Raw genomic sequence first — 13,595 nt, 5'->3', positions numbered from 1 at the left:
CGCGGCGTCAGGCGCGGGCCCGCGTCCACGCCGCGATGTGCACCTCGGCGCTGGACTCCCAGGTGAACTCCTTCGCCCGGTCGAAGCCGGCCTTGGCCAGCGACAGCCGGCGCTGCTCGTCGTCGAGCAGGGCGGCCAGGTCGGCGGCGATCTGCTCCGGGGCCTCGCTCGTGTACGCCACCGCGTCGCCGCCGACCTCCGGCAGCGACAGCCGCGGCGTGGTCAGCACCGGGGCGGCGCAGGCCATCGCCTCCAGGATCGGCAGGCCGAACCCCTCGCCGTACGACGGGTAGGCGGCGACCAGCGCGCCGCCGAGGAAGCCGGGCAGGTCGGCGTAGCGCAGGTAGCCCGGGCGCAGCAGGCGCAGGTGCGACGGCACCTCGGCGACGGCCCGGTCGATGTCGTCGTCGTGCCCCTGACCGCCGGCGACCACCAGGGCGGGCGGATCCTGCCGGTCGGCGACCGCGCGCGCCCAGCCCCGGATCAGGTTCGGGACGTTCTTGCGCGGCTCCTTCGCGCCGAGGAACGCGACGTAGCTGCTGTCGCCGAGCCCCAGCCGGGCCCGGACCCGGGCCTTCTCCTCCTCGCCGGGCGCGTGGAAGGCGGCGTGGTCGACCCCGTGGTAGGCCACGTCGATGCGGGTCGGGTCGGCGTCGAGCAGCCGGATCAGCTCGTCGCGGGTGGCCTTGCTGGGCACGATCACCCGGGCGGCCCGGCGCAGCGACGTCTTGATCGCGCTGCGGAAGAACGTGCGGCGGGACTTGTCGTAGTGCTCCGGCTCGGTGAAGAAGGTCGCGTCGTGCACGGTCACCGTGACCGGACAACCCGCCCGCAACGGGCAGGTGTAGAAGGGCGAGTGCAGCACCTGCGCGCCGACCTGCTGGGCCAGCAGCGGCAGACCGGTCTGCTCCCAGGCGAGCCGGGCCGGGCGGTGGGCCACGGCGGCGGGGGCGGCGACGATCTCCGCGCCGGGCAGCATCCGGGAGTAGCGCTCCAGGTCGGTGCGCAGGCCGACCACGGCCAGGTCGACCCCTTGGCCGCACACCTTCCCGAGGGCGCCGAGCAGGCCGTCGACGTATCGACCGACGCCGCCCCGGTCGGCGGGGACACTCGTGGCGTCGATGAGTACGCGGGGCGGACGACCGGCGGTCACGGGGCGACTCCTTGCGGTGGCGAATCTGTGGGGAACAACACTCCGGGCAAGCCTACGCCGGAGCCCGGCCCGGTCGCTGACTGCGACCCGACCGTTCGCCGACTTGTCACTGTCGTGGGATACGGACTCCGGCGGCGTATCGTTCGCGCCGATGGCCGACAACATTGCCCGGGTGTTCGCCGCAGCGATCGCACCCGACCCCGCGCAACCCCTGCTGACCTGGTATGACGACGCCACCGGCGAGCGCACCGAACTGTCCGGCGCGACGCTGGCGAACTGGGTGGCCAAGACCGCCAACCTGCTGACCGACGAGGTGGCCGCCGGCCCGGGCGAGTCGGCCGGGGCGCTGCTCCCGCCGCACTGGCAGACCGCCGCCGTGCTGCTGGGCTGCTGGTCGGCCGGGCTGGTGGTGGCCGACGCGCCGGGCCCGGTGGAGGTGCTCTTCGCCGCCGCCGACCGGGTCGGTGAGGCCGACGCCTGGCCGGCCGCCGAACGGTACGCGCTGGCGCTCGCCCCGTTCGCCCTGCCGCTGCGCGAGGTGCCCGCCGGCTTCGCCGACTACGTGGTCGCCGTGCGCGCGCACGGCGACCACTTCACCCCGTACGCCGCCGGTGGGCCGGCCGACGCGGAGCTGCTGAGCCGGGCGGCGGCCCGGGCGGCGGAGCTGGGGCTGGCCCGGGGCGACCGGGTCCTGCTGGACGTGACCGCCCACCCGGACCCGGTCGACTGGCTGCTCGCCCCGCTGGTGGCCGGCGCGTCGACGGTGCTGTGCGCCAACGCGGACCCGGCCCGGCTGCCCGCCCGCGCCGAGACGGAACGGGTCACCCGCACCCTGACCTGACGGGCACCCGACGTCAGGAGCGGGCCGGCGCCTCCGGGGCGGGCCGGCGCTGGGCGAACGCGGCGAACGCCGTCAGCGACTCCGGGTTGGCCAGGGCGCCCTTGGCCGCCGCGTCGTCCACCGGCGTGCCGGTGAGGATCTTCTTCACTGGCACCTCCAGCTTCTTCGCGCTCAGGGTGCGCGGGACGGCCCGGACCTGGTGGATCTCGTCGGGGACGTGCCGGGGCGACAGGGCGGTGCGCAGCTCGCGGCAGATCTTCTTCCGCAGCGCGTCGTCGAGTTCGAGCCCGTCGGCGAGCACCACGAACAGCAGCAGCTCCCCCGCGCCGCCCTCGTCGTCCTCCAGGTGCACCACCACCGAGTCGACGACCTCGTCGAGGCCCTCGACGACGGAGTAGAACTCGGCGGTGCCGAGCCGCACGCCGCCCCGGTTGAGGGTGGCGTCGGACCGGCCGGTGATCACGCAGCCGCCCCGCTCGTTGATCGTGATCCAGTCGCCGTGCCGCCACACGCCCGGGTAGAGCTCGAAGTACGCCTCCCGGTAGCGGGACCCGTCGGTGTCGTTCCAGAAGCCGACCGGCATGCTCGGCATCGGTGCGGTGATCACCAGCTCGCCCAGCTCGCCGAGGACCGGCGTGCCGTCGGCCGAGCGCGCCTCCACCCGCGCGCCGAGCGCCCGGCAGGTGATCTCCCCGGCGTGCACGGGCAGCAGCGGCACCCCGCCGACGAAGCCGGTGCACACGTCCGTGCCGCCGGAGAGCGACTGGAGCTGGAGGTCGGTGCCGACCGCCTCGTAGACCCAGGTGAAGCCCTCGGCGGGCAGCGGCGCGCCGGTCGAGCCGACGCCGCGCAGCGCGGACAGGTCGGCGACCTCGCGCGGCACCAGGCCGGCCTTGCGGCAGGCCAGCAGGAACGGCGCGGAGGTGCCGAAGTAGGTGGTGCCGGTCTCGGCGGCCAGCCGCCACAGCCCGCCCAGGTCGGGGTGACCCGGGTTGCCGTCGAACAGCACGATCGCCGCGCCGACGGCCGGCGCGGAGACCAGGAAGTTCCACATCATCCAGCCGGTGGTGGTGAACCAGAAGAACCGGTCGCCCGGGCCCAGGTCGTGGTGCAGGGCGAGCATCTTCAGGTGCTCCAGCAGGATCCCGCCGTGGCCGTGCACGATCGGCTTGGGCAGCCCGGTGGTGCCGGAGGAGTAGAGCACGTACAGCGGGTGGTCGAACGGCACGCCGGCGAAGGTCAACGGCTCGTCGGTCGGCGCGGCCAGCTCCGCCCACGGCAGCGCGCCGTCGGGGGCCGGGCCGGCCGGGTCGAGGTACGCGACGGCGACGGTGTGCTCCAGCGACGGCAGGGCGGCCCGGATGGCGGCCACCTCGCCGCGCCGGTCGACGGGCTTGTCGCCGTACCGGTAGCCGTCGACGGCGACGAGGACCTTCGGCTCGATCTGCCGCCACCGGTCGGTGACGCTGCGGGTGCCGAACTCCGGCGCGCAGGACGAGAAGATCGCGCCGAGGCTGGCGGTGGCCAGCAGCAGCACGTACGTCTCGGGGATGTTGGGCGCGTACGCGGCGACCCGGTCGCCGGGGCCGACGCCGAGGCGACGCAGCCCGGCCGCCACCCGGCGGACCTGCTCGCGCAGCCCGGCGGCCGTCAGGGTCTGCGGCGCGCGGGTCTGCCCGTGCGCGATCACCACCGGGTCGTCGTCGCCGAGACCCGGCATGCGCAGCACGTTCTCGGCGTAGTTGAGCGTGGCCCCGGGGAACCAGCGGGCGCCCGGCATCGCCGGGTCGGCCAGGGTGGCCGTCGGCTCGGTGTGCGCGACGACGCCGAAGTGGTCCCAGACGGACCGCCAGAACCCGTCGAGGTCGGTGACCGACCACTCCCACAGCGCGGCGTAGTCGGCGAACTCCAGCCCCCGGTGCTCCGCCAGCCAACGCAGGTAGGCACCGATCCGGGACCGCTCGCGCACGTCCGCCGGCGGTGTCCACAGCACGTCACCCACAGCTCCACCCTCCTCCAGGCCCCGAACCGCCCCGTTACATGGGCCGTGATGCCATCTTGCCCTATGTCGCAGCGCCATTGTCCGCCCCGGTACCCACCACCGGGGCGTGCCCGCCCCACACCCCCGCCGCCCGCGCTGTGTGGGCGGCGCCAGGAGGGGCGGATCAGCCCTCGCGGTGGGCCTGGATGGCGCGGCGGCGGGCCAGGCGGTGGGCGCGCCGGATCTCCGCCTCCCGGTAGCGGCGCTCGTCCTCCGGGGTCTCCGGCAGCACCGGCCGGACCGGGCGGGGCAGGCCGCCCACGTCCACCCCCACGAAGACCAGGTACGCCGTGGCGACCGGGACCGGCTCGTCCTCGGCCGAGTCCCAGCGCTCGGCGACCACCCGCACGCCCACCTCCATCGAGGTCTGCCCGGTCCAGTTCACCTGGGCGTGCGCGTGCACCAGGTCGCCCACCCGGACGGCCTCGGAGAACACGATCTCGTCGATCGCGGCCGTCACCGCCGTGCCGCCGCTGTGCCGGGCCGCCGCCGCGCCCGCCACGTCGTCGACGAACTTCATCAACACCCCTCCGTGCACGGTCCCGTACAGATTGACATCGACCGCGGTCATGATGCGACTGAGCGTGACGCGGGAGTACGACGTGGGTTTGCCCTGCGGGGACGCAGCGGGATGCGGCGCGGTGGAGAGGTGATCTGTCATGCCGGAAACGGTACGGTGCGCCAATGCGACATCTCTGGAGCTTCCTCGCCGGGCTGGTGGTGGCGCCCGTCACCTGGGTGCTGCTCGCGCTCGGGCAGGACGGGTCGACCCGCACGATCACCCGGTGGGTGGAGATCGGCACGTTCAACACGGCCAACCTGATCGAGCCGGGCGTCTACCTGGCCGTCGCCGGCGTCCTGCTCGGCCTGCTCGGCACCCTGCGTGTCTCGCCGCTCGGCCCGCTGGTCGCCGGGCTGCTGCTGATCGCCCCGTACGTCGGGATGTTCGTCGCGCCGTTCGAGGTGCGCGACCGCGTCCCCGAGGGCTGGAAGGCGCTGGGCGACCCGCTGCCGCTGTTCCTGCCCGTGCAGAACGGCACGCTCTTCCTGGTCGGCGCGCTGCTGCTGATGGCCACGTTCAGCCGGCAGCGGTGGCGGCGCTGGCCCCGGCCGGCGGCCGGTCCCGTGCCGGCGCAGCGGCCGGAGGACGCCGCGACCAACACGTTCACGCTCACCGACTGGCCGTCGGGCGGCAGCGCGGCGGAGCAGGACACCGCGCCGCTCACCCTGGGCTACCCGGACCAGCCGCCGCCGGAGCCGTTGCCCCGCCGCACGGCCGGGGAGTCCCCCTGGTCGGCCCCGCCGCGCCGCCCGGAGGACACCACCACCGAGCTGCGCTGACGAGACCGCCGTCGGGCACGGGGCGCGGACGGGGCCTCCCCGGCCACCGCACCCGTGCCCGGCGAACCGGGCGGCCCGTGCCGCCGCCGACGGGTCAGCCGCGCAGCAGCTGGCGGGCCATCACGATGCGCTGGACCTGGTTGGTGCCCTCGTAGATCTGGGTGATCTTGGCGTCCCGCATCATCCGCTCGACCGGGTAGTCGCGGGTGTAGCCGTACCCACCGAGAAGTTGCACGGCGTCGGTGGTGATCTCCATGGCGGCGTCGGAGGCGAAGCACTTGGCCGCCGCGCCGAAGTAGGTCAGGTCGGCGTCGCCCCGCTCGGACCTGCCGGCGGCGGCGTACGTCAACTGGCGGGCCGCCTCCAGCTTCATGCCCATGTCGGCGAGCATGAACTGGACGCCCTGGAACTCGGCGACCGCCCTGCCGAACTGCTTGCGCTCCTGCACGTACCCCTTGGCGTAGTCGAGCGCGCCCTGCGCGATGCCGACGGCCTGCGCGGCGATGGTGACCCGGGTGTGGTCCAGGGTCTTCATGGCGGTGGCGAAGCCGGTGCCCTCCGCGCCGATCATGCGGTCGGCGGGGATGCGGACGTTGTCGAGGTAGACCTCGCGGGTCGGCGAGCCCTTGATGCCGAGCTTCTTCTCGGGGGCGCCGAAGCTGACGCCCTGGTCGGACTTCTCGACCACGAACGCCGAAATGCCCTTCGATCGGGCTGTGGGATCCGTCACGGCGAAGACGGTGTAGAAATCCGACACTCCGGCGTTGGTGATCCACCGCTTCACGCCGTTGAGCACCCAGTGGTCGCCGTCGCGGACCGCCCTGGTGGTCATCGACGCGGCGTCGCTGCCGGCCTCCGGCTCGGACAGGCAGTAGGAGAACATCGCCTCCCCGGCCGCCACCGGGGTCAGGTAGGCGCGCTTGAGCTCGTCGGAGCCGGCCAGGATCAGCGGCATGGTGCCCAGCTTGTTGACCGCCGGGATCAGCGAGGACGAGGCGCAGGCCCGGGCGACCTCCTCGATCACGATGGCCGTGGCCAGGGCGTCCGCACCGGCGCCGCCGTACTCGACGGGGATGTGCGGGGCGTGGAAGTCGGCCGAGCGCAGCGCGTCGTAGGACGCCTTCGGGAACTCGCCCGTCTCGTCCGCCTCGGCGGCGTGCGGCGCCACCTTCGCCGCACAGACCTCACGCACCGCCTCGCGGACCGCCTCGTGTTCCTCGGGCAACCGGTAGACGTCGAACGACTGCTCTGCGGCCATGTCGGCCCCTCCCCTTCACGGCTATCATGCCCAGTCTGTAGCGTCTCGGAACCGCCGACCGCGCAGACTGAAGGATAGCGACCAGCGCTCGGTTGATCCTTACCGCCGCGTAGGCTCGGGCCTGACCGAGGCGTCGACGCGACACGGCGCGCGGAGGTCGACGCGGCACGGCGAGCAGAAAACGACACAATTCCCCTTCGGTGCCGGCCAGGCGCCGCAGCCGAATGCGACGCGAGGAAGCGCCGCCAGCGCGAGCGGAGAAGACAGGCGTGACGATCCCGTACCCGAACACCCAACCGATGCCGGCCATCGCCGCGGTCACGCCGCCGTCGGGCGCGGCCCGGCCCCGGGTCACCTTCCTCGGCACCGGGTACCTCGGTGCGACGTACGCCATCTGTTACGCCGAGCTGGGCTACGAGGTGCTCGGCTTCGACGTCGACGCCGACAAGATCGCCAAGCTGAACGCGGGCGAGGTGCCGATCCACGAGCCCGGCCTCGACGAGCTGCTGCGGCGCAACCTGGCCGCCGGCCGGCTGCGGTTCAGCACCGACATCGCCGAGACGGCCGACTTCGGCGACGTGCACTTCATCTGCGTGGGCACCCCGCAGCGGGCCGACGGGATGGGCGCCGACCTGTCGTACGTCGAGGCGTCCGTCACCGGCCTCGCCCAGCACCTGACGCGCAAGGCGCTGATCGTCGGCAAGTCCACCGTGCCGGTGGGCACCGCCGAGTGGGTGGAGCAGCTCGTCGGCAAGCACACCCCGGCCGACCTCGGCGTCGAGGTGGCGTGGAGCCCCGAGTTCCTCCAGGAGGGCTTCGCCGTCGACGACGTGCTGCGCCCCAACCGGATCGTGGTCGGCGTCAAGAGCGACTGGGCCAACGGCATGCTCTACGCCGCCCACAAGGGTGTCTTCGACCTGGCCGCCACCGAGGACCGGGAGGTCCCGCTGGTGGTCACCGACTTCGCCACCGCCGAGCTGGTCAAGGTCGCCGCGAACGCCTTCCTGGCCACCAAGATCTCGTTCATCAACGCGATGGCCGAGGTGTGCGAGGTCGCCGGCGGCGACGTCACCCAGCTCGCCAAGGCCATCGGGTACGACCCCCGCATCGGCAACCGCTTCCTCCAAGCGGGCCTCGGGTTCGGCGGCGCCTGCCTGCCCAAGGACATCCGCGCGTTCCAGGCCCGCGCCCAGGAGCTGGGGGCCGGCGAGGCGCTGCGCTTCCTGCACGAGGTCGACCTGATCAACCTGCGCCGCCGGACCCGCGTCATCGCGCTGGCCGCCGAGCTGCTGGGCCGCCGCGCCGGGCCCGCCGGCCCGGACCTGTCCGGCACCCGGATCGCCGTGCTCGGCGCCACGTTCAAACCCAACACCGACGACGTACGCGACGCACCGGCGCTCGCCGTCGCCGGGCTGCTCGGCAAGGCCGGGGCGGACGTGCACGTGTTCGACCCGCAGGGCGCGGAGAACGCCCGCCGGGTGGCCCCCGAGCTGACGTACGAGTCCACGATGGCCGACGCGGTGACCGGGGCGGACCTGGTCTGCGTGCTCACCGAGTGGGCCGACTTCCGCAACGCCGACCCGGTGGCCCTCGGCGAGCTGGTCGCCGGCCGCCGCGTGGTCGACGGCCGCAACTGCCTCGACGCGACACTGTGGAGCCAGGCCGGCTGGGAGTACCGGGGCATGGGCCGCCCCTGACCCCCGACCGACACCGGTGACGGCCGGCCCCGGACCTCGTCCGGGGCCGGCCGTCGCACGTCGGGGCCCCGGGCCCGTCGCTCCGATCCCCCGGTCGGCCGCTCCGGTCAACCCGGCGGCGGCCCCGGTCGACCCCGGCGGGCTCCCCGGTCACCCATTCGTCACCGCCGAACCGCCGACAGGTGTCGAAATCCGCGCCGGCTCAGGGCATGCTGCGACAGTGGTAGTCCACAGTGCGGGCCGGCCGGGTGGAGGGGTGTCGTGCAGACCTTTCAGTGCTCCTCGTGCAGTCGGGAGATCAAGCCGGCCGCGCAGTGCCCGCACTGCGGCGCGCACCAGCCCCAGTGGGCCGGGCACCTCGCGGAGGTCGAGCGCTCGATCGCGGAGATGAAGGCCCGCGAGGCCGCCATCGCCGCCGAGCAGCGGCAGATCGCCGCGAAGATGCAGGCCGCCCTCTTCCAGCGGGACATCCTGACGCACGCCGGCGAGGAACGCCTCAAGCAGGCCGCCCGCCCCCGGCGGGTGCTGCGCCGCCGCCCCGGCCGCCGCCCGCCGACCGCGACGACGGGAGCCCCGCCCCGGGTGCCCCGCCAGGGCGCCGCCGCGCCCCCGCCGAAGGACCCGCCGCCCCCGCCGCCGTCGACCGCCCGCTGGCTGGACGCCGACGACCCCGAGAATCCGCCGGAGGCGTCGTCCCGCGAGGTGCAGAACATCCCCCTCGGGCTGGGCGCGCTGCTGCTCGCCGTGGCCGCGGTGGTCTTCGCCGTGGTGGCCACCAGCTCGATGGACGCCCTGTCCCGGCTGGGCGTCCTGCTCGTCGCCACGGTGCTGCTGCTGCTCGCCCCGCCGGTGCTGGCCCGGCGGGGGCTCACCTCGACCGCCGAGACGATCTCCGCCGTCGGCCTGCTGCTGGTGCCCCTCGCCGGGTACGCGCTGTGGGCGGTGGACCTCATCGGCGGCGGGGGCGCGTCCGGTGCCGTCTTCGCCGGGGTGATCTTCCTGGTCACCGCTGCCGTCGGGTTCGGCTACGCCCTCTTCACGGGGCTGCGCGCGCCCCGCTTCGCCACGGTGCTGGCCGCGCAGCCGGTGCTGCCGCTGCTGGCGTACGACCGGGTGTCCGGGCCGGCCGGCTGGGCCCTGGTGCTGACCGTGGTCGCCGTGGTCGACCTCTGGCTGGCCCGGTCCCCGGTGACGGTGGAGCGGCCGGTGCGTCAGGACCTGCCGGGCGGCCGGATGGCCCCGCCCGCCCCGCCGCCCCGGCGGCCCAGCGAGGACGACCGGCCCGCCGGAGCCGACCCGTCCGCCGAGGACGCCGTGCAGGACCGGCCCACCCGGGGCGGCCGGCCCGGCGGGGAGCGGCGGCCGGAGGGCGACCCGGAGGAGGCCGGCGAGGTGCTCGACGCCTCCGGCGGGGTGCCGGCCGGCGAGCCGCCCACCCGCCCGGTGCCGGCCCTGCGCGAGCTGACCTGGCTGCTGCACGGCGTCGCGGTGGTGCTGGCCCTGGCGTACGCGGTGACCGCGCTGCTGCGCGCCGCCTCGGTGCCGACGGCGGCCGGGGCGGGCGCGGTGCTGCTGCTGGCCGCCCTGGTGGGGTTGGGCGGCGCGCTGGTGCTGCGCCGGCCGCCCCTGCCGGATGTGGCCGCCGGCGTGCTCACCCTCGCGGTGGTCGGCGCGCTGGGCCGGGTCGCGGCGGTGGCCTTCCCCGGGCGGGCCCTGCTGCTCGTCGCCGCCGTCATCACGGTCACCGGCCTGGCGGTGCGGGCCCTGCCGGAGGCCGCCCGGCGCGGCCCGCAGCTCGCCTCGGCGGCGGCGCTCACGGTCAGCGGCCTGGTGGTGGCCGTCGGCGCGCTGCGCGCCGGGCTGGCCCCGGCCCTCGCGGCCGCCCCGGCCTGGGCGGCCGACCTCGACCGCTACTCCGCCGAGCTGGCCGCCTCCGTCGGCCCGGCGGCCTGGCAGCTCGCCGCCAGCGCCTTCCTGCTCACCGTCGCCGCCGTGCTGGCGCTGCCCCCGCAGATCCGCCGCGAGTTCGCGGTGGCCGGGGCGGCGCTGACCGCGCTGGCCGTCCCCGCGTCGTTCGGCCTGGGCTGGGCGGCGGCGCCGTGGCCGATGGTGGTCGCCGCGGTCGGCATCGGCGCGGTCGGGCTCACCGCCACGACGACCCGGTCCGCCACCGTGCACGCGGTCGCCGCCACCGTCGTCGGCCTGCTCGGCGCGGGCGCCGGGCTGGCCCGGCCGGCGCTGACCGCCGCCGTGCTGCTCGCCCTCTTCGTGGGCGGCGCGCTGGTCGCGGTGGTGCCCCGGGTCCGGATGACCGCCGCAGCCGCCGCGGACACCGTCGCCAACTGGGCCGCGGGCGGGGCGGCGTTCGCGCTGCCGGGGGCGGTGGCGGCGTTCGTCGCCGCGACCGTGCCGACCGACCCGACGCCGACCCCGGCGAGCCTGCGCGTGGTCACCGTGCCGGTGCTGGCGGCGAGCTTCCTCGCGGTCTGTGTCACCCTCGGCTACGCGGCCCTCGTGCAGGTCTCCGAGCGGCGCATCCCCATGCCGCTGGCGTTGGGCACCGGGCTCGGGGCGCTGGTGGTGACGGCCGCCGCGTTCACCGCGCCGGGGGCCACCGCCGCCGACGCCTGGGTGGGCGCGCTGCTGTTCGTGGCCGGACTGCTGGTCTTCCTCGCCCCGTCGATCGACGCGGGGCGGCGTGCAGACCTGACGCTCGACGGCTCCGACCTGGCCACGGCGGCGGTCACCGCGGCGCTGGTCGCGACGCTGGTCCGGGTCGCGGCGGTGCTCACCCCGGGCGGGCAGCTCGTGGTGGCCGCCGCGCTGGTGGCGGCGGTCGCGGCGGTGGCACGGGCGATGCCGGAGGAGTGGCGGCGCGGGCCGATCCTCGGCCTGGCCGTCGGCGGCGCCCTGATCGGGCTGCTCGCGGGCTGGAGCGCGCTGCGCGGCGGCTGGGGCGTGCTGGCCACCCCCGGCCCGATCTGGGCGGGCGACCTGTCCGGCTGGCCGGCCGCGCCGACCGGCGGGTCCACCTGGCAGGCGCCGGTCGCCCTGGCCCTGCTCGGCGTCGCCGCCGGGGTGCTGCTGCCGCATCCGTGGAGGCACGACGTCTCGGGTGCCGCCGCCGTCCTCGCCACCATCAGCCTCCCGGCCGCCTTCGACCTGCCCTGGTGGTCCCCGGTGGTGGTCGGCCTGGCGGTCGCCACCGCCTTCGGGACGGCCGCCGCCGCGTCGCTCGATCCGCGCGCCGGGCTGTCCCGGGCGACCGTGGCCGGGGCGGTCGCCCTGCACGCGGCCGGCGCCGGGCTGGTCCGGCCGTGGACGACCGCGCTGGCGCTGGGCGGGATCGTGCTCGTCGGCGTGGTCGTGGCGGCCCTGTCCCGGGTGTTCGCCGCCCCGCTGGTGGACGACGTGGAAGCGGACGGGATGCCGCCGCACCTGGTGCAGATCGGGGGGATCGCGGCCGGGGCCGCGCTGCTCGCGCTCCCCGGCGCGGTGGCCGCCCTGGCCGCCGACTTCGGCCGGTCACCCGAGGTGGTGCTGACGGCCGCGTTGGCCGCGTCGAGCCTGGGCCTGGCCGCGGTCGCCGCGGTCCGCCGGCAGGTCCCGCAGTATCTTCCGTACGCCAGCGCGGCCGTCGTCGGCGGCGCGACCGTCAGTGCTGCCGCCGCCATCGTGGCCGGGCTGCCCTCCGGCGTGTACGCGGCGGCCGCCGCGCTGCTCGGGGTGCTCGCCGAGCTGGTCCGCGCGTCGACCGTGCCGCCGGCCGGCTCGGCGCAACGGGTCCGGCGCTGGACGGTGCTGCTCGACGGCGCGCTGCGCCGGGCCCCCGACGACGACGGCACGGCGGTGCGCTGGCGGGTCAGCCCGGCGGCGGGGGCGCTGGCCGCCGCGGCGCTGCCCGTCGCGCTGGCCGTGTTCTCGCTCGCGCCCGCCCTGGAGGTGGCGCTGGTCGAGCCGTACCGGGCGCTGAAGCGGGTGTGGCAGGGGCCGCCGCCGGAACTGCTCGCCCCGCCCGCCGACGCGGTCGACCCGACGCACGTGCTGACCGCGCTGCTGCTCACGCTGACCGCGGCGCTGGCCGCCGTCGGGCTCAGCGGCGGGCGACGGTCCCGGGCGGTGCCGGTGGTGCTGCCCGGGGCGGCGGTGACCCTGCTGATCACACCGACCGCCCTGGGCCACGGCTGGCCGGTGAGCGTGCTGGCCGCCCTGTCGGTGTTCACGATCTCGATGCTGGGGCTGGCGCTCAGCCCGCCCCCGCCGATCGCGGAGCGGGCGCGGTCGCTGCGTACCGCCCGGGTGCTGGTCTTCGTGATCGGCCTGGCCGGGGGCGGGGCCGGGCTGGTGGGCAGCCTGGCCACCCGGGAGTTGACCCTGTTCACGCTGGGCGGGGCGGTCGGCGTGGGCGTCGTCGCCGCCCTGTACGGCACCACGCAGCGGGCCCGCATCCTCGGCTGGCTGTTCGCCTCGCTGACGGCGCAGTTGTTCGTGCTGGTCGTCGGCCTGGTGGCGGGCCTGGCCGCGGTCTGGTCCGCGTTCGGGGTGCTGGCCGTCGGGGCGGCCCTGCAGGTGTTCGCCGCGACCCTGCCCCGGCTGCGCCGGCCGGAGGCCCGGCGCGAGGCGGCCACGGTGGAGTGGAGCGGGTTCGCCGCCGCGCTGATCGCCCTGGCGCTGGCCTTCGACTCGCCCCGGCACATCGCCGCGCTGCTGGCCGCCTGGGGCGCCGTGCTCGGAGTGGCGGCGGCCCGGCCAGGGCGGCAGCCGGTGGAGCGACGGATCCTGTTCTGGGCGGTGGTCTTCTGCGAGATCGTCGCCTGGTGGATCCTGATGCGGGTCGCCGACGTGGCGCTGCCGGAGGCCTACACCCTGCCGTTCGCGGCGCTGGCCCTGCTGGTGGGGGTGCTGGAGCTGCGGCAGCGGCCGGACCTGTCGAGCTGGGTGGCGTACGGGCCCGCCCTGGTGGCCGCGTTCGTGCCGACCCTGGCGATCGTGCTGGCCACCGACTCCAGCATGCTGCGGCAGGTGCTGCTGCTGCTCGGCGCGGTGGCGGTGCTGATCTTCGGCACCACCAGCCAGCAGCAGGCCCCGGTGATCGTCGGCGCGACGGTCACCGCGATCGCGGCGGTGCACGCGCTGTTCAGCCTGGGCCCCTGGCTGGTGCTGATCCCGGTGGGGCTGGTGCTGCTGGTGCTCGGGGCGAGCAACGAGCGCCGCCGCCGCGCGCAGGACCGCCTCCAGACGGCCCTGCGCGGCATGAAATGACG

At 75.8% G+C, this 13,595-nt stretch carries 8 protein-coding genes; 4 read left to right on the top strand and 4 right to left on the bottom strand.

Annotated elements, in window-relative coordinates; genetic code table 11:
* Positions 1 to 7: 7 nt before the first annotated feature.
* Positions 8 to 1,153, bottom strand: a complete 1,146-nt coding sequence (locus TK50_RS06875; protein WP_043961979.1) for a glycosyltransferase family 4 protein — start codon at positions 1,151 to 1,153, stop codon at positions 8 to 10.
* 151 nt (positions 1,154 to 1,304) lie between these two features.
* Here TK50_RS06875 and TK50_RS06870 point away from each other — a divergent pair, with 151 nt between their 5' ends.
* Positions 1,305 to 1,994, top strand: coding sequence for a TIGR03089 family protein (locus TK50_RS06870; RefSeq protein WP_043961978.1), 690 nt, complete (start codon positions 1,305 to 1,307; stop codon positions 1,992 to 1,994).
* A gap of 13 nt (positions 1,995 to 2,007) precedes the next feature.
* Here the strand turns inward: TK50_RS06870 and TK50_RS06865 are convergent, their stop codons facing one another.
* Positions 2,008 to 3,996: an acetoacetate--CoA ligase gene (locus TK50_RS06865; protein WP_043961977.1), complete on the bottom strand. Its 1,989-nt coding sequence runs from the start codon at positions 3,994 to 3,996 to the stop codon at positions 2,008 to 2,010.
* Between the two features lie 163 nt (positions 3,997 to 4,159).
* Positions 4,160 to 4,696 carry an acyl-CoA thioesterase gene (locus TK50_RS06860; RefSeq protein WP_043961976.1) on the bottom strand — a complete coding sequence of 179 codons (537 nt, stop codon included), beginning with the start codon at positions 4,694 to 4,696 and terminating at the stop codon, positions 4,160 to 4,162.
* 23 nt (positions 4,697 to 4,719) lie between these two features.
* Here TK50_RS06860 and TK50_RS06855 point away from each other — a divergent pair, with 23 nt between their 5' ends.
* Positions 4,720 to 5,376: a hypothetical protein gene (locus tag TK50_RS06855; RefSeq protein ID WP_043961975.1), complete on the top strand. Its 657-nt coding sequence runs from the start codon at positions 4,720 to 4,722 to the stop codon at positions 5,374 to 5,376.
* Between the two features lie 94 nt (positions 5,377 to 5,470).
* Here TK50_RS06855 and TK50_RS06850 read toward each other — a convergent pair whose 3' ends face one another.
* Positions 5,471 to 6,634 (bottom strand): acyl-CoA dehydrogenase family protein, encoded by a 1,164-nt coding sequence (locus TK50_RS06850; protein ID WP_043961974.1) that lies wholly within the window; start codon positions 6,632 to 6,634, stop codon positions 5,471 to 5,473.
* Between the two features lie 269 nt (positions 6,635 to 6,903).
* On the opposite strand from TK50_RS06850, the gene TK50_RS06845 reads away from it, so the two are divergent.
* Positions 6,904 to 8,331 carry a UDP-glucose dehydrogenase family protein gene (locus tag TK50_RS06845; RefSeq protein WP_043961973.1) on the top strand — a complete coding sequence of 476 codons (1,428 nt, stop codon included), beginning with the start codon at positions 6,904 to 6,906 and terminating at the stop codon, positions 8,329 to 8,331.
* A 261-nt stretch (positions 8,332 to 8,592) separates the two neighbouring features.
* Positions 8,593 to 13,593, top strand: coding sequence for an SCO7613 C-terminal domain-containing membrane protein (locus TK50_RS06840; protein WP_043961972.1), 5,001 nt, complete (start codon positions 8,593 to 8,595; stop codon positions 13,591 to 13,593).
* Positions 13,594 to 13,595 lie beyond the last annotated feature (2 nt).

Origin of the sequence: Micromonospora haikouensis, assembly GCF_000876225.1 — a bacterium.
GTDB lineage: Bacteria > Actinomycetota > Actinomycetes > Mycobacteriales > Micromonosporaceae > Micromonospora > Micromonospora haikouensis.
The sequence above is the reverse complement of the archived record's forward strand: the minus strand, read 5'-3'. Positions and strand labels throughout refer to the sequence as shown.

Excerpts from the sequence above, each read along its gene's own strand:
- TK50_RS06870 (WP_043961978.1), top strand. The coding sequence starts at position 1,305 with ATGGCCGACAACATTGCCCGGGTGTTCGCCGCAGCGATCGCACCCGAC.
- TK50_RS06860 (WP_043961976.1), bottom strand. The coding sequence starts at position 4,696 with ATGACAGATCACCTCTCCACCGCGCCGCATCCCGCTGCGTCCCCGCAG.
- TK50_RS06855 (WP_043961975.1), top strand. The coding sequence starts at position 4,720 with ATGCGACATCTCTGGAGCTTCCTCGCCGGGCTGGTGGTGGCGCCCGTC.
- TK50_RS06850 (WP_043961974.1), bottom strand. The coding sequence starts at position 6,634 with ATGGCCGCAGAGCAGTCGTTCGACGTCTACCGGTTGCCCGAGGAACAC.